Source organism: Vulcaniibacterium thermophilum (genome assembly GCF_007923255.1).
Taxonomy (GTDB): Bacteria; Pseudomonadota; Gammaproteobacteria; order Xanthomonadales; family Xanthomonadaceae; genus Lysobacter_F; species Lysobacter_F thermophilum.
In genome coordinates, this window is sequence record NZ_VOHJ01000017.1 from 1 (window position 1) to 25,247 (window position 25,247).

25 protein-coding genes are annotated in these 25,247 nt (G+C 72.7%); 12 read left to right on the forward strand and 13 right to left on the reverse strand.

Going from position 1 to position 25,247, the window contains the following annotated elements; all coding sequences use genetic code 11:
- The 4 genes from FQY64_RS08405 to FQY64_RS08420 form a co-directional block, all read right to left on the reverse strand.
- Window positions 1-552: hypothetical protein (locus tag FQY64_RS08405; RefSeq protein ID WP_146473820.1), on the reverse strand; the 552-nt coding region annotated here is incomplete at its 3' end.
- Window positions 553-702: 150 nt separating this feature from the next.
- The gene (locus FQY64_RS08410) at window positions 703-1,305 is read right to left on the reverse strand and encodes a rhomboid family intramembrane serine protease (RefSeq protein ID WP_146473821.1); all 603 of its coding nucleotides are present in this window, start codon (window positions 1,303-1,305) and stop codon (window positions 703-705) included.
- A 3-nt stretch (window positions 1,306-1,308) separates the two neighbouring features.
- On the reverse strand, window positions 1,309-2,952 hold the full coding sequence (locus tag FQY64_RS08415) for a POT-type proton-dependent oligopeptide transporter (RefSeq protein ID WP_146473822.1): 1,644 nt from the start codon (window positions 2,950-2,952) through the stop codon (window positions 1,309-1,311).
- 158 nt (window positions 2,953-3,110) lie between these two features.
- Window positions 3,111-3,743, reverse strand: a complete 633-nt coding sequence (locus FQY64_RS08420) for a glutathione S-transferase family protein (protein ID WP_146473823.1) — start codon at window positions 3,741-3,743, stop codon at window positions 3,111-3,113.
- Between the two features lie 135 nt (window positions 3,744-3,878).
- On the opposite strand from FQY64_RS08420, the gene FQY64_RS08425 reads away from it, so the two are divergent.
- From FQY64_RS08425 to FQY64_RS08445, 5 genes are all read left to right on the forward strand, one after another.
- Entirely contained in the window at window positions 3,879-5,645 is a 1,767-nt protein-coding gene (locus FQY64_RS08425) for a M14 family zinc carboxypeptidase (protein WP_386112943.1), read from the forward strand.
- Window positions 5,646-5,736: 91 nt separating this feature from the next.
- Window positions 5,737-8,385 (forward strand): winged helix-turn-helix domain-containing protein, encoded by a 2,649-nt coding sequence (locus FQY64_RS08430; protein WP_186760898.1) that lies wholly within the window; start codon window positions 5,737-5,739, stop codon window positions 8,383-8,385.
- A gap of 110 nt (window positions 8,386-8,495) precedes the next feature.
- On the forward strand, window positions 8,496-9,566 hold the full coding sequence (locus FQY64_RS08435; protein WP_146473826.1) for a hypothetical protein: 1,071 nt from the start codon (window positions 8,496-8,498) through the stop codon (window positions 9,564-9,566).
- A complete protein-coding gene (locus FQY64_RS08440; protein WP_146473827.1) occupies window positions 9,563-10,186 on the forward strand; it encodes a c-type cytochrome in 624 nt (207 codons plus the stop codon). The genes FQY64_RS08435 and FQY64_RS08440 overlap by 4 nt, the downstream gene beginning before the upstream one ends.
- Before the next feature lie 26 nt (window positions 10,187-10,212).
- The gene (locus FQY64_RS08445) at window positions 10,213-11,172 is read left to right on the forward strand and encodes an NmrA/HSCARG family protein (RefSeq protein ID WP_146473828.1); all 960 of its coding nucleotides are present in this window, start codon (window positions 10,213-10,215) and stop codon (window positions 11,170-11,172) included.
- A 25-nt stretch (window positions 11,173-11,197) separates the two neighbouring features.
- Here FQY64_RS08445 and gcvA read toward each other — a convergent pair whose 3' ends face one another.
- A complete protein-coding gene (gene gcvA / locus FQY64_RS08450) occupies window positions 11,198-12,100 on the reverse strand; it encodes a transcriptional regulator GcvA (protein WP_146473829.1) in 903 nt (300 codons plus the stop codon).
- A 79-nt stretch (window positions 12,101-12,179) separates the two neighbouring features.
- Between gcvA and FQY64_RS08455 the strand changes: the two genes are divergently transcribed.
- The 3 genes from FQY64_RS08455 (at window position 12,180) to FQY64_RS08465 (ending at window position 15,308) form a co-directional block, all read left to right on the forward strand.
- Window positions 12,180-12,827 carry a glutathione S-transferase family protein gene (locus FQY64_RS08455; protein WP_146473830.1) on the forward strand — a complete coding sequence of 216 codons (648 nt, stop codon included), beginning with the start codon at window positions 12,180-12,182 and terminating at the stop codon, window positions 12,825-12,827.
- On the forward strand, window positions 12,818-13,843 hold the full coding sequence (locus FQY64_RS08460) for a zinc-dependent alcohol dehydrogenase family protein (RefSeq protein ID WP_222431771.1): 1,026 nt from the start codon (window positions 12,818-12,820) through the stop codon (window positions 13,841-13,843). Before FQY64_RS08455 ends, FQY64_RS08460 begins: the two co-directional genes overlap by 10 nt.
- A 67-nt stretch (window positions 13,844-13,910) precedes the next feature.
- Window positions 13,911-15,308, forward strand: a complete 1,398-nt coding sequence (locus FQY64_RS08465; protein ID WP_146473831.1) for a pyridoxal phosphate-dependent decarboxylase family protein — start codon at window positions 13,911-13,913, stop codon at window positions 15,306-15,308.
- A gap of 24 nt (window positions 15,309-15,332) precedes the next feature.
- Here the strand turns inward: FQY64_RS08465 and FQY64_RS08470 are convergent, their stop codons facing one another.
- The 8 genes from FQY64_RS08470 to FQY64_RS08505 all read right to left on the reverse strand — a co-directional run bounded on the left by FQY64_RS08470 (window position 15,333) and on the right by FQY64_RS08505 (window position 21,793).
- The gene (locus FQY64_RS08470; RefSeq protein WP_146473832.1) at window positions 15,333-15,926 is read right to left on the reverse strand and encodes a YdeI/OmpD-associated family protein; all 594 of its coding nucleotides are present in this window, start codon (window positions 15,924-15,926) and stop codon (window positions 15,333-15,335) included.
- 5 nt (window positions 15,927-15,931) lie between these two features.
- Window positions 15,932-16,492: an RNA 2',3'-cyclic phosphodiesterase gene (gene thpR / locus FQY64_RS08475; RefSeq protein WP_146473833.1), complete on the reverse strand. Its 561-nt coding sequence runs from the start codon at window positions 16,490-16,492 to the stop codon at window positions 15,932-15,934.
- 2 nt (window positions 16,493-16,494) lie between these two features.
- Window positions 16,495-17,034, reverse strand: a complete 540-nt coding sequence (locus tag FQY64_RS08480; RefSeq protein WP_146473834.1) for an SRPBCC family protein — start codon at window positions 17,032-17,034, stop codon at window positions 16,495-16,497.
- Between the two features lie 83 nt (window positions 17,035-17,117).
- Entirely contained in the window at window positions 17,118-19,019 is a 1,902-nt protein-coding gene (locus FQY64_RS08485) for an ATP-binding cassette domain-containing protein (protein ID WP_146473835.1), read from the reverse strand.
- 18 nt (window positions 19,020-19,037) lie between these two features.
- Window positions 19,038-19,643 carry an alpha-ketoglutarate-dependent dioxygenase AlkB gene (locus tag FQY64_RS08490; protein WP_146473836.1) on the reverse strand — a complete coding sequence of 202 codons (606 nt, stop codon included), beginning with the start codon at window positions 19,641-19,643 and terminating at the stop codon, window positions 19,038-19,040.
- Window positions 19,644-19,685: 42 nt separating this feature from the next.
- A complete protein-coding gene (locus tag FQY64_RS08495; RefSeq protein ID WP_146473837.1) occupies window positions 19,686-20,225 on the reverse strand; it encodes a pyridoxamine 5'-phosphate oxidase family protein in 540 nt (179 codons plus the stop codon).
- A 77-nt stretch (window positions 20,226-20,302) separates the two neighbouring features.
- A complete protein-coding gene (gene fnr / locus FQY64_RS08500) occupies window positions 20,303-21,067 on the reverse strand; it encodes a fumarate/nitrate reduction transcriptional regulator Fnr (RefSeq protein ID WP_146473838.1) in 765 nt (254 codons plus the stop codon).
- A gap of 135 nt (window positions 21,068-21,202) precedes the next feature.
- Window positions 21,203-21,793: a DUF4136 domain-containing protein gene (locus FQY64_RS08505; protein ID WP_146473839.1), complete on the reverse strand. Its 591-nt coding sequence runs from the start codon at window positions 21,791-21,793 to the stop codon at window positions 21,203-21,205.
- Window positions 21,794-21,926: 133 nt separating this feature from the next.
- Between FQY64_RS08505 and motA the strand changes: the two genes are divergently transcribed.
- The 4 genes from motA (at window position 21,927) to FQY64_RS08525 (ending at window position 25,210) form a co-directional block, all read left to right on the forward strand.
- Window positions 21,927-22,781 carry a flagellar motor stator protein MotA gene (gene motA, locus FQY64_RS08510; protein WP_146473840.1) on the forward strand — a complete coding sequence of 285 codons (855 nt, stop codon included), beginning with the start codon at window positions 21,927-21,929 and terminating at the stop codon, window positions 22,779-22,781.
- Entirely contained in the window at window positions 22,781-23,692 is a 912-nt protein-coding gene (motB, locus tag FQY64_RS08515; RefSeq protein ID WP_146473841.1) for a flagellar motor protein MotB, read from the forward strand. The genes motA and motB overlap by 1 nt, the downstream gene beginning before the upstream one ends.
- 60 nt (window positions 23,693-23,752) lie before the next feature.
- Window positions 23,753-23,950 (forward strand): hypothetical protein, encoded by a 198-nt coding sequence (locus FQY64_RS08520; protein WP_146473842.1) that lies wholly within the window; start codon window positions 23,753-23,755, stop codon window positions 23,948-23,950.
- A gap of 126 nt (window positions 23,951-24,076) precedes the next feature.
- Complete coding sequence (locus FQY64_RS08525; protein WP_146473843.1) at window positions 24,077-25,210, forward strand: GGDEF domain-containing protein; 1,134 nt, start codon at window positions 24,077-24,079, stop codon at window positions 25,208-25,210.
- The last annotated feature ends 37 nt before the right edge of the window (window positions 25,211-25,247 follow it).

Genomic DNA, 25,247 nt, shown 5'->3' on the forward strand with positions numbered 1-25,247 from the left:
CGCGGCGCCCGCGGTGGCGCCGCGACCGCGCGCGGCGGTGCCGGCTGCCGTCCCGGCCTCGCCCGCTTCGCGGGCACGCAGGCGGCGCAGCGCGCCGTTGCGGTCCGCCATCTTCTGGGCGGGCGTGCGCGGCGGCGCGGCCGTGCGGGTCGCGGCCTTCTTCGCGGCCGTCTTCTTCACGGCGCTCTTCTTCACCGCGCTCTTCTTCACCGCGGTCTTCTTCGTCGCCGTCTTCGCGGCTGCGCTCTTGCGGGCCGGCGCGGCCTTCCTGGCGGCCTTGCGCGCGGTGCCGGCGCCGCGGGTCGCGCTGGTCTTCTTGGCCGCGCTGCGGGCAGCGGTCGATTTGCGCGCGGCGGTCGAACGGGTGGCGGTCTTCTTCGCCGCCGCGCCGCCGCGGGCGGTGCCGGCGGACTTCCGGGCGGCGCCGCGGCCGGCGCCGGTCGAGGCGGTGCCGGCACGCTTCCGCGCCGTCGTGCTGGCGGATTTGCTTGCCGACTTGGCGGCGGTCTTGCCGGCGCGGCCGGCGGTCTTGCGCGCACGCGTGGTGGCCATGGACTCGGTTCTCCCATCGAGACGGATGCGAGCGCGATGCGCCTCGCATCGCGGCGGTTCGCCGCGACGCCGTCCTCGATACCACCGGGGGTATCTATACCAGGTGAGCGCACGCCGGCATCGACGCGCGCCGGCCTCCGCGCCGCCCGGCTAGAACCGCGGCGAGAGCAGCGCCTCCAGGAACAGCCCGGCCACCCTCGGCTCCATGGTCAGCATGAACAGCACGCCGTAGATCGCGCCCGACAGATGCGCGCTGTGGTTGATGTTGTCCCCGCCGCGGCGGTCCATGTAGAACGAGTACGCCACGTAGGCCACCGCGTACAGGATCGCCGGGACCGGCACGAAGAACACGAAGATCAGCGTCCAGGGTTGCAGCAGGATGTAGGCGAACAGCACCGCCGACACCGCGCCCGAGGCGCCGAGACTCCGGTAGCGCGGATCGTGACGGTGGCGGAGGTAGCTGGGCAGCATCGCCACCACGATCGCCGACAGGTAGAACAGCACGAACCCGAGCGGCCCGATCAGCCGCGACATCACCTGCTCGATGACACGGCCGAAGAAATACAGCGTGATCATGTTGAACAGCAGGTGCATCCAGTCGGCATGCACGAAGCCGTGCGTGACCAGCCGGTCCCACTGCCGCTGGCGGTCGATCGCCGGCGGCCACAGCAGCAGGCGGTCCAGCAGCCGCGGGCGCTCGAAGGCCAGCCACGACACCAGCACGGTGACGGCGATGATGGCGAACGTCAGCATCGGTCACGCGCTCCGGTAGTGGTCCTGCATCGGATAGCGCCGCGCGTAGGCGGCGAACGCGGCCGCGCACAGCAGCGCGAAGGCGGCGAAGAAGAACATCAGGAAGGCGTTCTCGCTGAGCCCGGTCTGCGCGATCTGGCGCATCACCGCCTCGTTGCGCACGGCCGCGTTGGTCAGCAACACCCACAGATTGCCGAACGTCACCGACAGGTACCACAGCGCCATGATCACGCCCTTCATCGCCAGCGTGGCCTGGCTGTAGGCGAACTCCAGCGCGGTCGCCGACACCAGCACCTCGCCGAAGGTGAGCAGCAGGTACGGCAGCGTCTGCCAGGCCAGCGAGGTCGATGCGCCGCTGTCGATCTGCAACTGGATCAGCCCGGCCACCACCCAGGCCAGGCCGGCGAAAGCGATGCCCCACCCCATCCGCTGCAGCGCGGTGACCGCGAAGCCCATCCGTCGCAGCACCGGATACAGCACGAGGTTGTTGAAGGGGATGATCAGCATCACCAGCAGCGGGTTGAGCGCCTGCATCTGCGCCGGCTCGGTCACCAGCCAGCTCGGCCACCACCAGGCCTCGTGCGGCACGCGCATGGCGTTGCCCTGCAGCACCCAGGTGGACGCCTTCTGGTCGAACAGCGACCAGAACGGCGTGATCAATCCGAACACGATCAGGATGCGCAGCACCGCGCGCGCGCTGTCCACCGCGGCGTCGGAATGCCGCCCGCGCGCGCGGTCGAGCTGCATCCAGATGCCGATCCCGCCGAACACGATCAGCAGCAGCAGCGCCACGCAGGCGCTCTTCACGAAATCGAAGGATTCCGGCCACCAGGGCGCCTCGCCGCCCGTCGCCCGCACCACCGCCTGCGCGGTCCACGCCAGCAGGATGAGCGCGAACAGCGCCGCGCCCAGCATCGCCACCCACCAGCCGGGGCGGCCACGCCCCGGCGCGGACGCGGTCAGCGCGGTGCGCGCGACGTTGCCGAACGTGTCCGGATCGCGCCCGTGCGTCGGCGGCACGCGCACGTAACGGCCGCGTCCCATCCAGAAGATCAGCGTGGCGAGGAACATCAGCGCGCCCGGCACGCCGAAGGCGACCGCCGGCCCCAGCTCGCGCAGCAGCCGCGGCGCCAGCAGCGAGGCGAAGAAGCTGCCGAAGTTGATCGTCCAGTAGAACGCGTCGAAGACGACCTTCGCCTTGTCCTTGTTGGTCTTGTCGAACTGGTCGCCGACGAAGGACACCACCAGCGGCTTGATGCCGCCGGAGCCGAGCGCGATCAGGAACAGGCCGGTGTAGAAACCGGCGCGGTTGTCCTCGAACAGCGCCAGGCACGCGTGGCCGGCGCAGTAGATCAGCGAGAACCAGAGGATGGTGTCGTACTTGCCGAAGAAGCGGTCCGACAGCCAGCCGCCCAGCAGCGGGAAGAAGTACACGCCGATGACGAAGCTGTGGAAGACGTCCTTCGCCATCCCCTCGCGCTCGGCTTCCGGCAGGTATCCGAGCAGCACGCTGCTGACCAGGAACGGCACCAGGATGTTGCGCATCCCGTAGAAGCTGAAGCGCTCGCAGGCTTCGTTGCCGATGATGTACGGGATCTGCCGCGGCATGCGGCCCGCGGCGGGGGCGGTCGTGGTGACGGTGCTCATTCGCAGTGGCGTCGATACGGCGGAAACCGGCAAGCCTACCGGACGGGGCCGGGTTTGGCGCGTGCGCCGCCGCGCCCGGCGGCCCCCGCCCCGGCGGTCGGCCGAGAGCAGGCACGCGTTCCGCCCGCTGTCGCGGGCGGCGGCTTCCTATGCGGCGCTCACGCCCACTCGGTCAGTCCCTCGCGTTCGTAGAGGACGGCGAACGACGGGCGCGCCTTCATGCGCCGCGCCAGTTCGCCCAGATGCGGCCAGCGGTCGCCCGGGCGCGGCATGTTGCGCGACCAACGCAGCAGCATCGTCAGATAGAAATCGGCCGCGCTGAGCCGCGGGCCGAGCAGGAACGGGCCGTGCGCGGCCAGGTGCGCGTCCAGCCGGTCCCAGGCCGCTTCGATGCGCGGGACGACGTGCTCGCGGACGCGCCCGGCGTGGTCGGCGCCGGCCGGCTCGTGCGGGTACCACCAGATGCGGAACAGCGGCTGCACCGCGTTGGCGAGGTGGAACATCCACTGGTGGTAATCGGCGCGCGCGGGCTCCCCGGGCGCGGGCGCGAGGTCCGGCATGCGATGGCGGTCGGCCAGCGTCATCGCCAGCGCCGCCGCTTCGAAATGCGGCCGGCCGTCGATCAGCAGCGTCGGCACCACGCCGTTGGGATTGAGCGCCAGGTATTCGGGACGCTTCTGCTCGCCGGCCTGGGTGTCGACCCGGCGCAACTCGCAGGGCTGGTCGAACTCGATCAGCAGCCAGTGCACCAGCAGGCTTGCCGCACCGGGCGCGTAGTAGAGCGTGTACATCGACGAACTCCGCGGAGGACGGGCGGCGATCATCGCACGCGGACGGAACGCACCGGCCCGCGCCGGACGGACCTGCGGCAGGCGAACCGGCGCCGCGCGCCGGCTACCATCGGCCCCTTCCGGACCGTGAACCTTCTGCCCATGCGTCGAGCGCTCTGCCTTTCCGTCCTGCTGGCCTGCATCGCGCCGGCGACTGCCGATGATTCCCTGGTCACCGTCGCCGAGCGCAGCGGGTTCGTGCGCACCGGCCGCTACGAGGAGGTGATCGCGCTGTGCGAGGCGTTCGCACGGCGGTATCCGGACGCCGTCCGTTGCGACACCTTCGGCACCACGCCCGAGGGCCGGCCGATGAAGCTGCTGGTGGTCACGCGCACCGGCGCCTTCACCCCGCAGGCCGCGCGCGAACGCGGCCTGCCGGTGACGCTGGTGCAGGGCGGCATCCACGCCGGCGAGATCGACGGCAAGGACGCCGGCTTCCTCGCGCTGCGCGAAGCGCTGGAGGGCAGCGCCGCGCGCGGCGCGCTCGAGCGCCAGGTGCTGCTGTTCGTGCCGGTGTTCAACGTCGACGGCCACGAACGCTTCAAGGCCTGGAACCGCCCCAACCAGCGCGGTCCGGAGGAGATGGGCTGGCGCGTCACCGCGCAGAACTACAACCTCAACCGCGACTACGCCAAGGCCGACGCGCCGGAGATGCAGGCGATGCTGGCGCTGGTGAACGCGTGGGATCCGCTGGTGACGGTGGATCTGCACGCGACCGACGGCGCCCAGTTCGAACACGACGTGTCGATCCAGGTCGAACCCGCCTACAGCGGCGATGAGGCGCTGCGCAAGGCGGGCATCGCGCTGCGGCAGCGGACGATCGACGCGCTGCGCCGGCAGGGCTCGCTGCCGTTGCCGTTCTATCCCTCGTTCGTGCGCGCCGACGATCCCGCCTCCGGCTTCGAGGACGGCGTGGCGCCGCCGCGCTTCTCGACCGGCTATTTCCCGCTGCGCAACCGGCTGGCGATGCTGGTGGAGACCCATTCCTGGAAGCCCTACCCGGTGCGCGTGCGGATCACCCGCAACACGGTGCTGGCGGTGCTGGAGCAGGTCGCGCGCGAGGGCGGACGCTGGCGCGAGCTCGCGCACGCCGCCGACGGGCGCGCCGCGCGTCTTGCCGGCACGCAGGTGCCGCTGGAATACCGCGCCGGCGAACGCGTGCGCACCCTCGAGTTCCGCGGCTACGCGTACACGCGCACGCCCTCGGACGTGTCCGGCGCGCCGATGACGCGCTACGACGAGAACACGCCGCAGATCTGGCGCGTGCCGATGCGCGACGACGTGCAGCCCGCCCGGCTCGTCGCCGCACCGCGCGCCGGCTACCTGGTCCCGGCGGCGCACGCCGCGCGGGTGGCGGCCAAGCTGGACCAGCACGGCATCGCCTGGCGCCGGATCGACCGCGCGCTTCAGGACCATCCGGTCGAAGCGTTCCGTGCCGCGAGCGTGCAGTTCTCGCCGCAGCCGGTCGAAGGCCATCAACGCGCGCAGTTCGAGGGCGAGTGGCGCAGCGAACGCATGGCCGTCGGCGCCGGCGCGCTGTTCGTGCCGATCGACCAGCCGAAGGCGCGGCTGGCGATGGCGCTGCTGGAGCCGCAGGCGCCCGACTCGCTGGCGGCGTGGGGCTGGTTCAACGCCCACTTCGAGCGCAAGGAGTACATGGAGGATTACGTCGCCGAGGATGTCGCCCGCGCGATGCTGGCGGAGAACCCGGCGCTGAAGGCCGAGTTCGAGCGGCGCCTGCGCGAGGACGAGGCGTTCGCGAAGGATCCGGCGGCGCGGCTGGAGTTCTTCTACCGCCGGCATCCGTCGTGGGACGACCGCCACAACCTGTACCCGGTGCTGCGGCTCGACCGCGCGCCCTGAGCCGTGCGCGCACCGGCGCCGGCGCGGTGCGCCGGTGCGACGTTTCGGGTCTATGCTGCATCGCTGGTAGCCCCGACTCGTGCCGCACGGCGTGGACACCCCGGTATTTCCCCTGACCAAGATCCGGCCGCCGAAGGCGCGCGCCGGGCTGATCGCACGCACGCGGCTGGAGCGCCGCCTCGGCGAGGCCCTCGCCGGACGCCGCCTGACGTTGCTGAGCGCGCCCGCCGGGTTCGGCAAGACCGCCGCGCTGGCGCGGCAGCTCGAGCTGCTGCCGCAAGGCACGGCCGTGGCCTGGATCGCCGGCGACGACGACGACGATCTGCACCGCTTCATCTCCTGTCTGTTCGCCGCGCTGGAGCCGTTCGACCTTCCCTGGCGGCAGCAACCCGATGCGCTGGTCGCGGCCGCCGCCGACCCCGCCGAGGGCGCGCTGCGTCGCGTCGCCGGCGAGCTGCTGAACGCGCTGGCCGCCTGCGAGGTGGCGCGCGGCCTGATCGTGCTCGACGACGCCGACCGCATCCGCGATACGCGCGTGTTCGGCTTCATCGACATGCTGCTGGAACGGCTGCCCGAGCAGTGGGGCTGCGTGGTCTGCAGCCGGGTCGATCCGCCGCTCGCGCTCGCCCGCCTGCGCGCGCAGGACGAGCTGACGGAACTGCGCCAGACCGATCTGGCCTTCGTGCCGGACGAGGTGCGCGAGCTCATCGCCGAAGCCGGCAGCGCCGCCGACGGCGAGCAGTTGATGGCGCGCACGGCCGGCTGGCCCGCCGGCGTGCGCATGCTGCTGCGCGCGGGCAGCCTTCCGCCGCAGGCCGGGCGTCTGATGGACCGGCACCTGTTCGACTTCCTGGCCAGCGAGGTGCTCGACCACATGCCGGTCGAGCTGCGCGAATTCCTGCTGCACTGCGCGGTGCTGCCCGAGCTCACCGCCGCCCGCTGCGCGCACGTCGCGGGCAATCCGCGCGCGGAGCGGCTGCTCGAGGAGATCGAGCGCCGGGGGCTGTTCGTCACCGTGCTGGACGCGCCGGAGCTGACGCTGCGCCTGCACGATCTGCTGCGCGACTTCCTCGAGGACCGGCTGCGGCGCGAGCGCCCGGAAATGCTCGCGCCGCTGCTCCGGCGCGCGGCCGAAACCGAGTCCGACCCGATCCGGCGGCTGTCGCTGCTGATGCGTGCGTTCGCCTGGCAGGAGGCGGAGGAGCTGCTGGAGGGCGTCGCCGAAGACCTGCTGGCCGCCGGCGCCGCCGACAGCGTGGCGCGTCTCGTCGAGCAGTTCCCGCCCGAGCGGCAGCGCGCCTCGCCGGTGCTGGCGCTGGTCCGCGGGCGGGTCGCCTGGGCGCGCTGGAACTGGCCGCTGATGACCGCCGAGCTCCAGCGCGCCGGCGCGGGCTTCGCCGCGGCCGGCGACGAGCGCCGCCGGCAACGGGCGCAGGCGCTGGAAGCGATGGCCTACTGCGGCCGCGGCATGCTCGAGCCGTGCCAGGACCGCCTGCTGCCGCTGATGGAGTGCGACGTCGAACCGGAGACGCGCGTGCTGCTGCTGGCGCTGCACGCCTGGCTGGCGCTGGACACCGGCGAGTTCCGCGCCGCGGCGCCGCGCTACGCACGGGTGCTCGATGCGCTCGAGCGGACCGAAGGGCTGCGCCTGTGGCACCAGTGCTTCCAGCGCACGCTGTACGTCTGGCTGCCGGGGATGAGCGCGCCGCTGTCCCGCTTCGTCGAGGGCGTGATGCGCCAGACCGGCGACACGCCCTCGCAGATGCGCGCGATCGCGCATTCCGCGGCCGCCTGGCTGGCGTTCTGGCGCGGCGAGCTGGAGCGGGCGCTGGACCACCTCGACCAAGCCGCCGACGACGCCCACTGGCTGGGCTGGCCGGCGAACCTGCGCATGTTCATCCATGCGCCGCGCGCGGCCGTCCATGCCGTGCGCGGAGACGCGGCGCAGACGTACGCCTCCATCGGCGTGCTGGTCGACTACTTCCGCACGCCGGGCGCGCATGCCGAAGGGCAGGAATCGATGCTGGGGCACTACCTGCTGTACGGCGCCCGCCTCGCGGACACGCTGGGCGATGGCGCCGGCGTGCGCGCGTTCGCCGACCGGATGCCACCGCCCGCGGCGATCACCAACGCCCGCATGCTGGCGCCGTCGCTGGCCACCCTGCCGCCCCGTCTGGCCGGGTACGCCGGCCGCCACGAGGAGGCCTGCGCGCTGTGGGCCGCCGCGCTGGCGGACGAGTCGAAGATCGACGTGCTGGGCCTGGCGCAGGAAGCGCGGCTGCGGTACGCGCATGCGCTGCTGGCCTGCGGCCGGCGCGCGGACGCCGCGGACGCGCTGCGGCCCGTGCTCGCCGCGGTCGCCCGCGACGGCCAGCTCGGCAGCGTCCTGCTGGCCGGCCCGCACGTGCTGGCGCGGCTGGCCGCCGAGCCCTGGGCCGACGAGCTCGACGGCAGCGAGCGGGCGATGCTGTGCAACTGGGCCGCCCGCTTCGCGCGCCAGGCGCCGCCGGCGGAAACGGCCGGACCCGGGCCGCTGAGCGCACGCGAGCTGGAGGTGCTGGCGCGGATGGCCGAGGGCGACAGCAACAAGCTGATCGCCCGCGCGCTCGACCTGTCTCCGCATACGGTCAAGCGTCACGTCGCCAACATCCTGGACAAGCTCGGCGTCGCCTCGCGCGGACAGGCCGCGCAGTGGTACCGCGCGCGGATGGCCGCCGAGCTGCCCGCGGCGGCGCGCTGAGGCCCCCGGTCGGGCCAGGCATGGCCCGCGCCGATGGCCCGCCGCGCCGGCGCGAATGGCCCGCCAAGGGCGATGCACGTCACGGTTCCGTGCCGCACGCTGGGCCGTCGATGAAAGCCCTCCATGCCCTCGCGTTCCTGGCGGCCGGCGCCGCGCTTGCGCTCGCCCTCGCCGCGGCGGATGCGGCGTCGCCGCCCGATCCGCCGCCCCTGCCCGAACTGCTGAGCGGGACGGGCCTGTTCGTGCCCGGATCGGTCGAGCGCGTGCAGGCCGACGTCATCGAGTTCTCGCCGCAATACCCGCTGTGGTCCGACGCGACCGAAAAGCGTCGGTGGCTCCGGCTTCCGCCCGGCGCCTTCGTCGACGCCTCCGACCCGGACGCCTGGGTGTTTCCGCCCGGCACCCGGCTGTGGAAGCAGTTCGCGCTCGGCGGCCGCCGGCTGGAAACGCGCCTGATCGAGCGCCTCGCGGACGGCAGTTGGCGGTACGCCACCTACGTCTGGGACGCCGACGGCCGCGACGCGCGGCTGGCGCCGGCCACGGGCGCGGCGGCGCTGACGGTGGCCGGCCGCGACGCGCCCTATCCCATCCCGAGCGAAACCGACTGCCGCGCCTGCCACGAGGGCGCGCCGGTGCCGGTGCTGGGATTTTCCGCGCTGCAGTTGTCCCCCGACCGCGATCCGCTGGCGCCGCACGCCGGCCCCGCCGTGCCGGAGGCCGATCTGCGGGCGCTGGTCGCGCGCGGCGTGGTCCGCAACCTGCCGCCGTCGCTGCTCGAATCGCCGCCGCGCATCGCCGCCCGCTCGCCGGTCGAGCGCGCCGCGCTCGGCTACCTGCACGGCAACTGCGGCCAGTGCCACAGCCGCCCGGACGCGGCCGGCGCCGGGGTGCCGGTCGACGTCCGACTGGCGCAGTCGGTCGTCGATCCCGCCAGCGCGCGCCAGGTGCTGGACTCGCTGGTGCGTGCCCCCAGCCGGTTCCGCCCGCACGGAACCGACGCCGCCCGGGTGGTGCAACCCGGCCATCCCGACGCCAGCGTGCTGGCGCTGCGCATGCGTTCGCGCGATCCGCGCACGCAGATGCCGCCGCTGGGCAGCACGCTGACCGATGCCGAAGGTCTGGCGCTGATCGAGCGCTGGATCGCCCACGATCTCCCACGAAACGAGAGCCTCACGCCATGAAACCGCGCTTCGCCAGCCCCTCGTCGCGGCTGTCGCTCACGCTCGCCATCGCCACCTTCGCCGTCGCCGTGATCGCGGCGCCGGCCGAACCGGCCAAGCCGGCCGAGCCCGCCCGCGCGGCGGCCGACGCCGATGCGGCCAAGGTCGAGCGCGGCCGCTATCTGGTCACCATCGCCGGCTGCAACGATTGCCACACGCCGTGGAGGCTGGGGCCGAACGGCCCCGAGCCGGACATGAGCCGGATGCTGTCCGGCCATCCCGAATCGATGACGATGCCGCCGCCGCCCGCGCTTCCGGCCGGTCCGTGGGTCGGCTCGCTGTCCGCCACCAACACCGCCTGGGCCGGACCCTGGGGCGTGAGCTACACCGCCAATCTCACGCCCGACCCGGACACGGGCCTGGGCAAATGGACCGTGCGCAACTTCATCGACACCATCCGCAGCGGCCGTCATCTCGGACGCGGCCGGCCGATCCTGCCGCCGATGCCGATCCAGATGTACCGGCACATGACGGACCAGGACCTGGAGGCGATCTACACCTACCTGCGCACCATCCCGCCGATCCGCAACGCCGTGCCCGAGCCGCAGCCGCCGGCGTCCGCGCCCGCGCCCGCGCCGTGACCCGACCGCCCCCAGGAGCCCGCGCCATGACCGACCGCCCCCTCATCGCCATCCTCGGCGCCACCGGCGCCCAGGGCGGCGGCCTCGCCCGGGCGATCCTCGCCGACCCGTGGCGGACCTTCGCGGTGCGCGCGCTCACGCGCGATCCGGGCTCGCCCGCCGCGCTCGCGCTGGCCGCGCTCGGCGCCGAGGTGGTGCGCGCCGACCTCGACGATCCGTCGAGCCTGCCGCCGGCGTTCGCCGGCGCCTGGGGCGTGTTCGCGGTCACCAACTTCTGGGAGCACTTCTCGCCCGAACGCGAACTGCAGCAGGCGGCCAACGTCGCCGCCGCGCTGCGGCAATCCGAGGTGCGGCACGTGGTGTGGTCCACGCTGGAGGACACACGCCAGCGCGTGCCGCTGTCGGACGCCCGCATGCCGACCCTGCTCGGCCGCTACAAGGTTCCGCACTTCGACGCCAAGGGCGAGGCGGACGCGCTCTTCTGGGGTCTGCCGGTGACCTGTCTGCGGACCTCGTTCTACTGGGACAACCTGATCCACTTCGGCATGGGCCCGCGGCGGGGCGCCGACGGCGTGCTGGAGCTCTTGCTGCCGACCGGCGAGCGCCGCATGGCGGGCATCGCCGCCGCCGACATCGGGCCCTGCGCGCTCGGCATCTTCAGGCGCACCGAGAAGTTCGCCGGCCGCACGGTCGGCATCGCCGGCGGACACCTCACCGGCGCGGAGATGGCGACGGCGCTCTCGCAGGCGCTGGGCGAGCCGGTGCGGCATCTGTCGATGCCATTCGCCGACTACGCGGCGCTGGGTTTTCCGGGCGCCGCCGATCTGGCCAACATGTTCCACTACTACCACGACTTCAGCGACGCACTGTGCGCCGCGCGCCCGATCGAGACCACGCGCGAACTGCATCCTCCGCTGATGGACTTCCGCCAGTGGCTGGCGCGGTACGCGATGGACATTCCGGTGCCGCGCGTCGCCGAGGTCTGAGCCTTCGCCCGCGAACGCGGCTGCCTTACGCGCGCTGCAGTTCGTTCTGAAGCCACTGCCGCAGCGCGGCGATCATCGGCAGCTTGCGCGAGCCCTTCGGCCACACCAGCCAGTACGCGCGCCCGTCTTGCACGGCGACGTCGAACAGCCGCACCAGCCGGCCGGCGGCGAGGTCGTCGCGCGCCAGCAGTTCGCGGGTGAGCGCGATGCCCTGCCCGCTCACCGCGGCTTCCAGCAGCAGCGCGGCATCGCCGATCACCAGTCGCGGGTGCGGCTCGGGCCAGTCGAGCCCGGCGGCCCGCAGCCACGGCGTCCACGGTTCGAACGGATTGCCGATCAGATCGTCGGGGCGCAGCTCGCGCAGGTTGCGCGGCAGCCGGCCCTGATGGAGGCGCGGGCTGGCGACCGCGAACAGCGTCTCGCGCGCGAGCAGCGCGCTCTCGGCGCCGTCCCAGTGCCCTTTGCCGTAGCGCACCGCGACGTCGACGCCGTCGTGACGGAAGTCGGCCAGCTCCAGCGTGGCGCGGATGTCCAGCGCGATCTCGGGATAGCGCGCATGGAACTGCCCGAGCCGCGGCACCAGCCACTTGAACGCGAACGACGGCAGCAGGCTCAGGTGCAGCGTGCCGGGACTGCGGCGCTGCGGCGCGCGCTCGACCGCGCTTTCGAGCATGTGCAGCCCCTCGCGGATGCGCGTGGCCATCGCCCGCGCTTGGGCGGTCGGCACCATGCGCCGGCCAACGCGGCGGAACAGGGTTTCGCCGAGCAGGGCTTCGAGCTCGCGCAACTGGTGCGAGACCGCGCTCTGGGTCAGCGCCAGCTCCTCGGCCGCCAGCGTGTAGGACTCGTGCCGCACGGCCGCCTCCAGCGCGCGCAGCGCCTGCAGCGGCGGGGGACGGCGGGGCCCGCTTCCATGAGATGCGCTCATGGCAGCGAGTATCGCAATTCGCCGCGCTCAGGGCGGGGGCGATCTAGGCTGACCACCGCCTGTCCCCGCTGCCTCCGCCATGTCCCTGACCCTGTTCCATTCGCCCGGTGCCTGCTCGATGGCGCCCCATGTCTGCCTCGAGGAAGCCGGCGCCGAGTTCGAGGCGGTGCGCGTGCCGATCCGCGAAGGCGCCCACCTGCGCCCGGAGTACCTGGCGATCAATCCGCGCGGGCGCGTGCCGGCGCTGAGGATCGGCGAGCGGGTGCTGACCGAGAACCCGGCCGTGCTGACCTGGATCGCGTTCAACCACCCCGGGGCGGAGCTGCTGCCGGCGACCGACAGCGTCGAGTTCGGCCAGGCGCTGGAATGGATGGCCTGGCTGTCCAGCAGCCTGCACGTCGCCTATGCGCAGCTATGGCGCACCGCGCGCTTCGTCGGCGAAGGCGCGCCGCCGGCGGTGCTGGCGCCGCTGCAGGCCCAGGGACGCACGCTGATCGAACGCCATCACGCGGAGATCGACGCCCGCCTGGAGAACCGCGCGTTCGCGGTCGGCGACCGCTTCGGCGTGGTCGATGCGAACCTGCTGCCGTTCTACCGCTGGGGCGGCCTGATCGGCCTGGACATGCGCGCCGCCTGCCCGGCCTGGACCGCGCATGCCGAGCGCATGCTGGACCGGCCCGCGGTGCGCCGCGTGCTCGAACGCGAGGAGGTGTCGCTGTGGCCCTGAGTTCCCCTCTGCCGACGACCATGCGCGCCATGCGCATCGCCGGGTTCGGCGATCCGCACGAGGTGTTCCAGCCCGTCGAGCTGCCGGTACCGGCGCCCGGCGCGGGCGAAGTGCTGATCCGCGTCGTCGCCACCAGCGTCAATCCCGCCGACACCAAGATCCGCCGCCACGGCGGCGCGCTGGCGCCGGTCTCGGGCGTGCTCGGCATGGACGTGGCCGGCATCGTGGCCGCCATCGGCGAGGGCGTGCGCGACTACCGCGTCGGCGATCGCGTGTTCGGCTGCGCCGGCGGTCTCGGTGCGCTGCAGGGCGCGCTCGCCGAGTTCATGACCGCGGATGTGCGGCTGATCGCGCCGGCCCCGAAGGCGCTGCCGCTGCGCGAGGCGGCGGCGCTGCCGCTGGTGTCGATCACCGCCTACGAAGGCCTCCTCGACCGCGCCCGCCTGCAGCAGGACGACCACGTGCTGGTGGCCGCCGCGGTCGGCGGCGTCGGTCACGTCGCGGTGCAGCTCGCGGCCCGCCACGGCGCGCACGTCACCGCGGTGGTATCGAGCACGGAGCGCGCCGCCCTGGCGCGCAGGCTCGGCGCGCAGGACGTCTCGCTGCGCGGCGAGGAAACCCTCGAGCAGGCCAGCGCCCGCGTCACCGGCGGGCGCGGCTTCGATCTGGTGTTCGACGCCAGCGGCCTGGACAACTTCGCCGCCGCGTTCGCCGCCGTGCGCCCGCAAGGGCAGGTGGTGACGCTGGTGACGCGCCACACCGTCGATCTCGCGCCGATGCACGTCAAGGGCCTCAGCCTGCATGCGGTGTTCATGCTGGTGCCGATGATCCACGGCATCGGCCGCGAACGGCACGGCGAAATCCTGCGCGAGATCGCGCGCGCGGTCGACGCCGGTGAGCTGCGTCCGGTCGTCGACGCCCACCGCTACCGCCTGCAGGACGTGGCCGCGGCGCACGCGCGTCTCGAGGCCGGACAGGCCCACGGCAAGCTCGTGATCGAGGTCGCCGATGGATAGGCCCGCCGCCCGCTCCCGTCCCGCGCGCCATCGCGCGGCCCCCGCCCACGACACCGGGATTCCCGCGATGCCCCACCCGCCGCTTCCGCATGCCGACGACTACGCGCCGCTGCTCGAACGCGCGCGGGCGATCGCGCTTGCCTATCTGACGTCGCTGCGCGAGCGCCCCGCCGCGATCGCCGCGCCGGCGCGCGCGCCCTCGCTGCCCGAGGGCATCGGCATCGACGCCGCGCTCGCGCAGTTCCTCGAGACCATCGAACCGCACCTGTCCGCCTCGCCCGGCCCGCGCTACTTCGGCTTCGTCACCGGCGGCGCCAACCCGGCCGGGCTCGCCGGCGACTGGCTCGCCAGCGCATACGACCAGAACGTCTCCAACGAGGTCGGCTCGATCGCCGCGGACGTCGAACAGCAGACGGTGGCCGCGTTCGCGCGGATGTTCGGCCTCGCGCCGGACATGCGCGGCTACTTCGTGTCCGGCGCCACCCAGTCGAACACGGTGGCGATGGCCACCGCGCGCCAGTGGGCCTACCAGAAGCTCGGCCGCGACGTCGCCGAGGACGGCCTGGCCGGCGCGCCGCCGATCGCGGTCCTGGGCGGCGCGCCGCATTCCAGCCTCGGCAAGGCGCTGTCGGTGCTCGGCATCGGTCGCGGCAGCATCGAGAAGGTGCCCTGCCTGCCCGGCCGCACCGCGGTCGACCCCGACGCGATGGCGCGCCGGCTGGCGCAGCGCGACGGCCGCCCGAAGATCGTGCTGGCGAGCGCCGGCGAAGTGAACACCGGCGACTTCGACGACATCGCCGCGCTCGCCGACCTGTGCCGCGCGCACGACGCCTGGCTGCACGTCGACGGCGCGTTCGGCCTGTTCGCCGCGCTCGATCCGGCGCGCCAGCACCTGCTCGCCGGCATCGACCGCGCCGACTCGGTGACGGCCGACCTGCACAAGTGGCTCAACGTGCCCTACGACAGCGCGCTGATCTACACCCGCCATCCGGCGTTGCAGCGGCAGGTGTTCCGCGCCGCCTCGGCCTACCTCGGCGATTCGCCCGATCCGCTGCACCATGTGCCGGAGAACTCGCGCCGCTTCCGCGCGCTGCCGGCGTGGCTCACGCTCGCCGCCTACGGGCGCGCCGGCATCGCCGACTGGGTGGTGCGCAACTGCGCGATCGCCGGCCGGATCGGCGAAGGCCTGAAGGCGATGCCGGGCGTCGAGCTGCTCGACGAGGTACGCCTGAACATCGTCTGCTTCGCGCTGCGCGACGGCGACATCGCGCGCCGCGACGAATTCCTCGACCGCATCACCGCCGACGGCCGCGCCTTCATGAGCCCCACGGTGCTGTTCGACCGGCCGGGCGTGCGTATCGCGGTATCGAACTGGATGACGGACGCCCACGACGCCGGGATCGCGCTGGCGGCGGTGCGCGACGCGCTGGCGGCGGTGCGCGACGCGCTGGCGGCGATGGCCTGACGCTCTGCCGGCCCGGGCGCCGGCTCAGCGACGTTCGTATTTCCAGTGGCGCGACTTGCCCTGCGCGAGCTGGCCGATCGCCTGCGCAATCCGCCTCGCGCGGGTGTCCGCCCGCTTCGCTTCAAGGATCCATTCCAGGTATTCGCGCCGGTGGCTCGGCGCGAACGTCTCGAACGCGGTCCTTGCAGCCGGGTTGGCGTCGAGCGCCGCGGCGAAGTCGTCCGGCACCGGAAGCGGCGTTCGCGGGCGCGGCGTCCGCGCGCGCGGCGCGCCCTGCTCGATCGCCGCCATCGCTTCGCGTATCCGGCGTGCGAGCTCACGCTTGGTGGGCAGATCGCCGACCCGCGTGAGCCGGCCGAACTGTCCCATCGCATCGTCCGAAGCCCGGGAACCGGCAACGTCGCGGTTCCAGAAACCGAATGCGGCGTGCCGTTTGAACGCCGCCATCGAGCACATCAGCTTGCCGCGAAAAAGGAAGGCCGGCGCGCCCCATTTGATCGCCTCCTCGACGTCCGGACAGGCCTCGTGCACCACCGCGCGCAGATGGCGCAGGATCGGCTGCGCGAACGCCGCCGCCTGCTCGATGTAGGCGTCGATGCGTGGATCGGACGGGGTCATCGCGGTCATCGCAGCGGCCAGCTCTCCAGCAGATCGTATGCCGGGCCTCCGCCGCCGTGACGGCTATCGATCAGCACGACGCGGTCCACCGGCCACTCGATCGGCGCCAGCGCGACCGGCGGCAGCGGGCGGCGCATGTCGCGCAGAACGGTCAGATGCGGCACGAAACGGGCGTGTCCGCGCGTGCGTACGCCTGCGCCGCGCAGGGCGGCGTCGAGCGCGCGCCACAGCGCGTCGAGCGGTTCCGGCGTGCGCTCGGGGCCGAGCCAGCCGACGGTGCCGAAACGTCCCGCGCGCTCCAGCGGCAGCACGAAGCGCGGCATCCCGAGCGCCGCCAGCGCGCGGCGCACGTCGGCCAGCAGCGCGTCCGGCCGGCGGTCGAAATCGCCGAAGTACTGCAGCGTGACGTGGTAGCGCGCGGGGTTGACCGCGCGTCCGCCGGGCGCGTGTTCCCGCTGCAGGCGTTCGACCGCGGCGCGGACCGCGCGGCGCACCGGCGCATCGGGCCACAACGCGAGGAACAGGCGATGGATTTCGCCGGCGCCGCCGAGCAGATCGCCCTGCATGCTCAGCGCGCGCGTTGCCGCAGGTGCTCGACCAGCCCCGCGAGCTGCTGCGCCTGCACGCGATCGACCACCGGCGCCAGCTTCGACAGATCGTCCGGCGAATAGCCGCCGGCGCGGTAGCGCATCGTGATCCTGGTGCCGCCGTCGGCGGGCGCGAGCTGGAACTCCAGCGCGCCGTGCAGCCCCATCCCCTGCAGCGGACCGAGACCGCCGACCATCCGCAGCATCCTGCCCGGTTCGACGTGCGTGACCTGCAGGTGCTGCGCCTGCCGCGCGCCGTCGCGCGCGATCTCGCAGAAGCAGCCGCCGGCGCGCGGCTCGATGTTGAGCGTGGACGCGGTGCCCCACCAACTGTGATCCTTCGGCCACCAGCGGTCGACGTCCTCGACCAGCGCGCGCCAGGCGGTGTCGGCATCCACCACCACGGTCCGCACGTTTTCGACCGTGAAGCCGCTGGCGCCCGAATCCTTGACTTCGGCGCCCGCGCTGGCGGTGGCGAGCAGGAGCGAAACGGCGAGCGGACGCAGAGATCGACGGGCCATGACGGGGCTCCAGCGGCGAGGTCGCGCAAGCGTAGCGGGTTCGCGGCGATCGTGGCCGCCGGAAGGCTACGGCGCCGTCGGCGTTACGAGCCCTGCGACTCCAGCTCCATCCAGCGCGCGTAGGCCGCTTCCAGCTCGGCCTGCGCGCGCGCGAGTTGCGCGCCGTGCGCCTGCACCGCGTCGCCGCCGCGCTGGTAGAAGTCGGGATCGCTCATCTGTTCGGTCAGCGCCGCCACCTCCGCTTCCAGCGCCTCGATCCGCGCCGGCAGTCGTTCCAGTTCGCGCGCGTCCTTGTAGCTGAGTTTGCGGCGCGGGCTCGCGGCCGGTTTCGGCGCCGGCTCGCGAGGCGCGGACTCGCGTGCGGCGGACGACGCGCCGTATGCGGCGGGCGCGGCCTGCCGCAGCCAGTCGCTGTAGCCGCCGACGTACTCGCCGACGCGCCCCTCGCCCTCCATCACCAGCGTCGAGGTCACCACGCGGTCGAGGAAGTCGCGGTCGTGGCTGACCAGCAGCAGCGTGCCCGGGTAGTCGGCCAGCAGGTCCTCCAGCAGTTCGAGCGTCTCGACGTCGAGATCGTTGGTCGGCTCGTCCATCACCAGCAGGTTGGACGGCTGCGCGAACAGCTTGGCCAGCAGCAGGCGGTTGCGTTCGCCGCCGGACAGCCGGGTGATCGGCGCCCGCGCGCGCTCCGGCGTGAACAGGAAGTCCTGCAGGTAACCGATCGCATGCTTCTGCCTGCCGCCGACCTCGACGAAATCGCGGCCCTCGGCAACGTTCTCCAGCGCGTTCCAGTCCTCGCGCAGGGTGGCGCGGAGCTGGTCGAAATAGGCGATCTGCAGTTGCGTGCCGCGGCGCACTTCGCCGGAGGTGGGCGCGAGCTCGCCGAGCAGCAGGCGCAGCAGCGTGGTCTTGCCGCTGCCGTTGGCGCCGATCAGGCCGACGCGGTCGCCGCGCATGACGACGGTGGAGAAGTCGCGCACGACCTGCGGCTGCCCCGGGTACGCGAAGCCCACCGCGCGCGCTTCAATCACCTTGCGCCCGCTCTGCTCCGCATCCGCGAACGCCATCCGCACGTTGCCGACCTGCTCGCGGCGCGCGGCGCGTTCGGCGCGCATCGCCTTCAGCCGCCGCACCCGGCCCTCGTCGCGGGTGCGGCGCGCCTTGATGCCCTGGCGGATCCACACCTCTTCCTGCGCGAGCAGCCTGTCGAAGCGCGCGTTCTCCTGCGCCTCGGCATGCAGGCGCTCCTCGCGCCGGCGCAGGTAGTTGTCCCAGTCGCCCGGCCACGAGCTGAGCGCGCCACGGTCGATCTCGACGATGCGGGTCGCGAGCGCACGCAGGAAGCGGCGGTCGTGGGTGACGAACACCAGCGCGGTCGCACCGCCCGGCGCGGCCCAGCGCTTCAGGAACCCTTCCAGCCACTCGATCGACGGGACGTCGAGGTGGTTGGTCGGCTCGTCCAGCAGCAGGACGTCGGGCCGCGACACCAGCGCGCGCGCCAGCAGCACGCGCCGCTTCATGCCGCCGGACAGGCCGGCGAACGCGGCTTCGCCGTCGAGCTCCAGCCGCGTCAGCGTTTCCTCGACCCAGCGCTGCGCGTCCCAGCCGTTCGCCTGGTCGATCCGCGCATGCACTGCGGCGAGCGCGGCTTCGTCGAGCGGCTGTGCGTGGCTGAGCCGATGGTGCTCGGCCAGCCACGCGCCGAGTTCGCCGAGGCCGCCCGCCACCACGTCGAACACCTGCCCGTGCGCCTGCTGCGGCACTTCCTGCTCCAGCCGCGCCACGCGCACGCCGCCCTCGCGACGCACTTCGCCGTCGTCGGGCTGCAGCTCGCCCGCGATCAGCTTGAGCAGGGTGGATTTGCCGGCGCCGTTGCGGCCGATCAGCGCGATGCGCTCGCCGGCTTCGATGGAGAGCTGCGCGTCGTCGAGCAGCAGCGGGCCGCCGACGCCGTAGTCGACGTTCTGCAGGGTGATCAGGGGCATGCGGCATTGTAGCCGCCGTCAGTGCTCGCCCCGGGGCCGCACGCGGAACGCGCAGCTGATGCGCGGGCCGACCGGCTCGTCGGTCTTGGGAATGCCGTGCTCGTAGACGAACTGCGAAGCATGGCTCATCACGAACAGGCTGCCGGGTTCGAGATCGACGAAATCCACCCGCGCGCCGCGCTCCATCCTGCGCAGCGTCATGCGGCGCGGCGATCCCAGCGACAGCACCGCGATCGGCTGCCCGGGCACCAGCATGTGCAGCTTGTCGCGATGCGGCGCCACGCTGTCGCGGCCGTCGCGGTAGAAGTTGAGCCCGACCGCGTTGAACGGCGCGCCGACCGCCGCCCGCACCGCCGTCGCCGCTTCGGCCAGCGCGTCCGGCAACTTCGGATCGTCGAGCCAGAAGCTCGCGGTCAGCCGCGGCACGTCCACCACGCGGTCGTACATCGGCCGGCGCTGGGCCTGCCAGCGCACGGCCTCGCGCAGCGTCTGGAACCACCGCCGCTGCGTGACTTCGTCGACCACGGCGGGCCGGTACACCACCCCGCCCTCGGCATCCTCGGCCAGCACGCGCGGCGCCGGCGCGAACAGGGCGGTCTGCAGCAGGGACGGCGCGCGGCGCATGCGGCGATGATGCGCGCGCCGCGTCTGAGGCGGCGAGACCGGTCACAGGCCCGGCTGCGAATGCGAAGGCGGTGGCCGCGTCTGGCCCTGCTGCAGATCGATCAGCTCGTTGCGGTTCATGAAGTGCGGGTCGTGGGTGACGCGCGCACCGATGAGGTACAGGGCCTTGCCGATCCAACTGCCCGGGCCGTCCCAGTACTCGGCGGTTTCCACTTCCACGCACAGCAGACGCAGGCGCGGGTCGTCCTTGCCCTCGGGAAAGAACGCCTTCATCGCCGGATTCCAGATGCGCTCCAGGCGCGCGCGGTCGTCCACCAGCCGCGCCTGGCCGCTGATCGAGACGAACACGTTGCGCAGGTGCGAGCTGCAGGACACGTTGACGCGCGGGTTGCGCTCGATGTCGTGCAGCTTGGGGCTGTCGGCGTGGGTCAAAAACCACAGCCGGCCGTCGAAGTCTTGGTGGTGCATCGCCAGCGGACGGCTGGCCAGGCGGCCGTCCTCGGCCACCGTGGTGAGCATGCCGACGCGGATGTCGCCCAGCAGTTCGCCGAGCTTGCGCAACTGGCTCTCGCGGTCTTCCATGCGCGTTCTCCGGTGAGCGGCTTCGCCGCGACCGGATCATGTAAGCGCCGCGCGCGGAAAGGCACGGTGAAGCGCGATCAGGCGCGCCGGCTGCGGGCCGCGGGCTCGGGCGCCTCGCGCTGATGCGCCAGCCGGTCCAGGCGCGCGCGGTCGACCACGGCGACGCGCCGCCCCGTCACCTCGATGATCCCCTGCTCCTGCAGGCGGCCGAAGGTGCGGCTCACGGTCTCGATCGCAAGACCCAGGTAATTGGCGATGTCCTCGCGGCTCATCGGCAGCTTGAACACGTCGCGCGGCTGGCCGATGTGCGCGTAGCGCTCGCCGAGGCTGTGCAGGAACAGCGCCACGCGGCCGTCCGCATCGCGCCGCACCAGCATGCCGAGGTGGTCGTGGTCGCGCCCCACGCTCTGGCCGATCACGCGCATGAGCTGCTGCTGCAGGCCGGGCACGCGCGCGGCCACGTCCGAGAGTTGGTCGAACGGCACCTCGCAGACGTTGGCCGTGGTCAGCGCGACCGCCTCGCAGCGATGGCGCTCCGCGCCGAGCGCGTCCAGACCGATCAGCTCGCCCGGCAGGTGGAAGCCGAGGATCTGCTCCTCGCCCTCCTCGGTGGTGCTCACCGACTTGAACGCGCCGTCGCGCGCGACGTAGACCGCCTCCAGCGGATCGCCGGCGCGGAACAGGCGGCCGCCGCGCTCCACCGGCCGCTTGCGGCGCACGATCGAATCGAGCTGCTCCAGTTCGTGGCCGTCGATGCCGCCCGGCAGGCACAGCTGGTGGAGCGAGCAGTGACCGCAACCGCGGCGGAGCTGGGTGATGTCGAGCGGAGGCGTGGCGGTCATCGAGGCCTCGAAGCGGACGGCGTGCCGGTCGGTGCGGACGATCGCGGCGCGCCCATGCTAGCAATCCCGGCGCGACCTCACACGCGCGGTCCCGACCGCGCGACGGTACGCTTCAGCCGCGCCGCCCGTCGCCGCTCAGCGCGCGGGCGCCGCCTGCGCGCTGCCCGCCCGGTAGGGATAGCGGGCGAAGACCGCGGCGATCGCGCGGTCCGCCGCCGCGGCGCGCTCCTGCGGCGTGCGCTGGGTCACGCGGCCGATCGCCGCACCGGTCCACACCAGATGGTTGCGGCGCGCATCCACCAGATCGACGGTGAGCGTGCCTTCGGTGTACTGCCGCACCTGCGCCTCGTCGTACCAGAACGGCACGCCGAAATAGGCGCGATGCCGGTAGCTGTAGAAGTAGCCCACGTCCATCCGCGGCACGCTGTAGACGTCGGTGCGCTCGCGCACCACGCCCTGGAAGTTCACGCGCAGATCGGGCGCGGCCTCGTCGTAGACGTAGCCGCGCGCCTCCATCTCGCGCCGCACGCTGCGGCGGATCTGCTCGGTCAGATAGCTGGTATAGCCCGACTGTTCCATTGCCAGCGGCTGGTAGAACGCCCAGCTCCGGTAGCGCGCGAAGTCGGCGTCGGGATCGTGGTCGGTGCGCACGCGCGGGCCCATCGCGCAGGCCGACAGCAGTGCGAGAAGGACGAGGTAGGACACTCGGAACGCAGCGGAACGCATGGCTCACCTCCGCGGATGTACCTGCGCACCATAGCCCGCGCGCGGAACAGGGAACGTGAACCGGCAGGCGCGCGTTCAACTTCCGGCCATACGTGCCGTTATGGATCGGAGCGTCCCCCCATCGCGTCCTTTCATGCTGATCGTCGCCGGCTTCGTCATCGTCATCCTCAGCGTCCTCGGAGGGTTCGTCCTTTCGCACGGCAAACTGGCCGCCCTCTGGCAGCCGTACGAGCTGCTCATCATCGGCGGCGCCGCGTTCGGTGCCTTCCTCGCGGCCAATCCGACCAAGGTGGTGAAGGCGGCGCTGGCCGGCATCCCGCAACTGCTGAAGGGCGCGCGCTACAAGCGCCAGGACTACGTGGACATCCTGTCGATGGTGTACGACGTGCTGGTGAAGGCGCGCCGGGAAGGCCTGATGGCGGTGGAGCGCGACGTCGAAGCGCCGCAGGAAAGTCCGTTGTTCGGCAAGTATCCGAAGCTGCTGGCGGACCATCACCTGATGGAATTCACCACCGACTGCCTGCGGCTGATGGTGAGCGGCAGCATGGAGCCGCACGAGCTGGAGGCGCTGCTGGAGATCGAACTGGAAACGCACCACAAGGAGGCGCACGAGCCGGCGCATGCGCTGCAGGTGCTGGCCGACTCGCTGCCCGGCTTCGGCATCGTCGCCGCGGTGCTGGGCATCGTGATCACGATGGCCTCCATCGGCGGCGAGGTCACCGAGATCGGCCAGCACGTCGCCGCCGCGCTGGTCGGCACCTTCCTCGGCATCCTGCTGGGCTACGGCTTCGTCGGCCCGCTCGCCTCCGCGCTGGCGGCCCGCGCGCACGAGGAGAGCAAGGCGTTCGAGATCATCAAGATGGCACTGGTGTGCAGCGTGCGCGGCTACGCGCCGCAGGTGGCGGTCGAGTTCGCGCGCAAGCTGCTGTTCTCCGACGTGCGCCCGGCCTTCGCCGACCTCGAAACCCACCTGCGGGGCAACCGCTGATGGACAAGGCGGCGCCGGTCATCGTCAAGCGCGTGCGCAAGGTGGCCGCCGGCCATCACGGCGGCGCGTGGAAGGTCGCCTACGCCGACTTCGTGACCGCGATGATGGCGTTCTTCCTGGTGCTGTGGCTGGTCGGTGTGGCCAGCAAGAAGGAGAAGGCGGCGATCTCGGAGTACTTCAAGAACCCGAGCGCGGTGGTCGGCCGCTCCGCCACGCCCAGCGCGAGCACCGCCGGCCCCGGCGGCGCGGCCGACAAGATGCTGCCGACCACCGATCCGATCCTGGTGCCGCGCGGCGTGGGCGCCGCCAGCGGCACCGCGGTCAGCCGCGACCCGGACGCCGATCAGCTCGAGCGTCGCGAGCGGCGCGCGCTGGAAGCGCTCAAGCGCGACATCGAGCGCGCGATCGAAACCAGCCCCGCGCTGGCGAAGTTCAAGAACCAGTTGCTGCTGGACATCATCACCGAGGGTCTGCGGATCCAGATCGTGGACGACAGGAACCGGCCGATGTTCGATCTGGGCGAGGTGTCGCTCAAGCCGTACACGCTGGATGCGCTGCGTCAGCTCGGGCTGATGCTGCAGTCGCGCAGCAACCGCGTGGCGATCAGCGGCCACACCGACGAAGCGCCGTTCCAGGCGCCCCACGGCTACGGCAACTGGGAGCTGTCGGCCGAGCGCGCCAACGCCGCGCGGCGGGCGCTGGTGGATGGGGGGTTGGCCGAAGCCAAGATCGCGCGCGTGGTGGGGCTGGCCGCATCGGTGCCGTTCGACCGCGACGATCCGCTGGCGCCGGTCAACCGCCGCATCAGCATCGTGGTGCTCAACCGCGCGAGCGACGCCGTGGCCGGCACCGCGCGCGCGATCCCGCCGGGCGGACTCTCGACGGCCGGGCGCGTGCTCGCCGGACGCTGAGCGGTCACGCCCCTTCGACCCGCGCACGCCGACACTGAAGGCCCCGACGCAGGAGGTCCCATGAGCGACGACCGCGCACGGCACGACATCGGCAAGAACAAGGGCCAGGGGCTGGCCAACGTCAACGACACCCAGCGGCGCGACCTCGCCGGCAGCGGCGATCGCGCGCCGACCCGGGACCAGGCCGGACGTCCGACTTCGGGCGAACGCGGCGCGCACGAAGGCGCGGAGCGCGACGGCGACCGCGACGCGCGATGAACCCGCGCACGCGGCGTGGCGCGGCGCACGGTCGGGCCTGAACGGACGCGGATGCGCACCGCGCCGGCGGGCGCGCGAGAGCGGACAATGCATGCGGGCGGCTCCCGCTCCAGGCGCGTCCGCGCGATGAACCCCAAAAGCTCCGACCACCGGGTCGCATGGGAGGCGCCCGCCTTCGCCAACGACATCCTGGCGTTCTGGCGCCCGCGCGGGACGTTGTCCCGCGCCGAGCGCGAGGAACTGCTGCGCGCGCAGGTCGCGGCGACGCGTCCGGTGATCAGCGGCGTGCTGTGCGGCGGCGCCGTGCTGCTGGCGCTGGTGGGCGCGCTGGAGGCGCTGGGCTGGGTTCCGGGCATCGGCTATCCGGGATGGGCGGTGCTGCTGGCCGCGCTCGCGACGGGCGCCGGCGCGCTGCTGATGGGGCGACTGCGGGACTGGCGCGCGCGCCTGCCGCTCATGCTGGCGTGCATCGCCGTGCTGGGCGTGTTCCTGTCGTTGCCGCCGCCGGGGGCTTCGGCCCCGCTGACGCTGCGCGCCGGCCTGTTCCACCTCTTGCCGATCGCGCTGCTGGCGCTGATGGCGCGGCGCACGGCACTGGCCTGCACGGTGGCGCTGGTGCTCGCGCTGGCGCTGCTGCGCGCGCACTGGCACGGCGCGCCGGGCGGCGGGCCGGCGCTGTACTGGCTCTACGTGCTGACCACGCTCGCGTTCGGCCTGCTGCTGGGCGGCTACCGGGTCGCGTTCGCGGTGCAGATGTACCGCGCGCGGTTGCGGCTCCGCGAGCAGGCGATCACCGATGCGCTCACCGGGCTGCTCAATCGCGCCGGCTGGAACCGCGAGGCGCCGGCACGCCACGCCGAGGCGGTCCGCGACGGGCGCGGGCTCAGCGTCGCGTTCCTCGACGTCGACCGTTTCAAGTCGATCAACGACCGTCACGGACACGAAGCCGGCGACCGGGTTCTGCAGACGCTCGGCACCCTGCTGCGCGGACGCGAGATCCTGCCCGGCACCTGTGCGCGTCTGGGCGGCGAGGAGTTCGTGCTGCTGGCGATCGACACGCCGCCTGTCGAGTTCGAAGCCGGAATCGAGCGCCTGCGGGCGCGATTCCGCGATGCGATGCTGCCGCTGCAGGCGACGCTCAGCGCGGGCATCGCCCACCATCGTCCCGGCGAGACGCTCGCCGCGCAGCTACGCCGCGCCGATGCCGCGCTCTATCGCGCCAAGGCCGCCGGCCGCGACCGTGCGCTGGTGTCGGACTGAGGGACGGGACGCGGTGAACGTTCGGGGTCGCGGCTGA

Bases quoted from the DNA above. Each gene is read 5' to 3' on its own strand.
- FQY64_RS08410 (WP_146473821.1), bottom strand. From the start codon at position 1,305: ATGCTGACGTTCGCCATCATCGCCGTCACCGTGCTGGTGTCGTGGCTG.
- FQY64_RS08415 (WP_146473822.1), bottom strand. From the start codon at position 2,952: ATGAGCACCGTCACCACGACCGCCCCCGCCGCGGGCCGCATGCCGCGG.
- FQY64_RS08420 (WP_146473823.1), bottom strand. From the start codon at position 3,743: ATGTACACGCTCTACTACGCGCCCGGTGCGGCAAGCCTGCTGGTGCAC.
- FQY64_RS08435 (WP_146473826.1), top strand. From the start codon at position 8,496: ATGAAAGCCCTCCATGCCCTCGCGTTCCTGGCGGCCGGCGCCGCGCTT.
- FQY64_RS08440 (WP_146473827.1), top strand. From the start codon at position 9,563: ATGAAACCGCGCTTCGCCAGCCCCTCGTCGCGGCTGTCGCTCACGCTC.
- FQY64_RS08445 (WP_146473828.1), top strand. From the start codon at position 10,213: ATGACCGACCGCCCCCTCATCGCCATCCTCGGCGCCACCGGCGCCCAG.
- gcvA (WP_146473829.1), bottom strand. From the start codon at position 12,100: ATGAGCGCATCTCATGGAAGCGGGCCCCGCCGTCCCCCGCCGCTGCAG.
- FQY64_RS08455 (WP_146473830.1), top strand. From the start codon at position 12,180: ATGTCCCTGACCCTGTTCCATTCGCCCGGTGCCTGCTCGATGGCGCCC.
- FQY64_RS08465 (WP_146473831.1), top strand. From the start codon at position 13,911: ATGCCCCACCCGCCGCTTCCGCATGCCGACGACTACGCGCCGCTGCTC.
- FQY64_RS08470 (WP_146473832.1), bottom strand. From the start codon at position 15,926: ATGACCCCGTCCGATCCACGCATCGACGCCTACATCGAGCAGGCGGCG.
- thpR (WP_146473833.1), bottom strand. From the start codon at position 16,492: ATGCAGGGCGATCTGCTCGGCGGCGCCGGCGAAATCCATCGCCTGTTC.
- FQY64_RS08480 (WP_146473834.1), bottom strand. From the start codon at position 17,034: ATGGCCCGTCGATCTCTGCGTCCGCTCGCCGTTTCGCTCCTGCTCGCC.
- FQY64_RS08485 (WP_146473835.1), bottom strand. From the start codon at position 19,019: ATGCCCCTGATCACCCTGCAGAACGTCGACTACGGCGTCGGCGGCCCG.
- FQY64_RS08490 (WP_146473836.1), bottom strand. From the start codon at position 19,643: ATGCGCCGCGCGCCGTCCCTGCTGCAGACCGCCCTGTTCGCGCCGGCG.
- FQY64_RS08495 (WP_146473837.1), bottom strand. From the start codon at position 20,225: ATGGAAGACCGCGAGAGCCAGTTGCGCAAGCTCGGCGAACTGCTGGGC.
- fnr (WP_146473838.1), bottom strand. From the start codon at position 21,067: ATGACCGCCACGCCTCCGCTCGACATCACCCAGCTCCGCCGCGGTTGC.
- FQY64_RS08505 (WP_146473839.1), bottom strand. From the start codon at position 21,793: ATGCGTTCCGCTGCGTTCCGAGTGTCCTACCTCGTCCTTCTCGCACTG.
- motA (WP_146473840.1), top strand. From the start codon at position 21,927: ATGCTGATCGTCGCCGGCTTCGTCATCGTCATCCTCAGCGTCCTCGGA.
- motB (WP_146473841.1), top strand. From the start codon at position 22,781: ATGGACAAGGCGGCGCCGGTCATCGTCAAGCGCGTGCGCAAGGTGGCC.
- FQY64_RS08520 (WP_146473842.1), top strand. From the start codon at position 23,753: ATGAGCGACGACCGCGCACGGCACGACATCGGCAAGAACAAGGGCCAG.
- FQY64_RS08525 (WP_146473843.1), top strand. From the start codon at position 24,077: ATGAACCCCAAAAGCTCCGACCACCGGGTCGCATGGGAGGCGCCCGCC.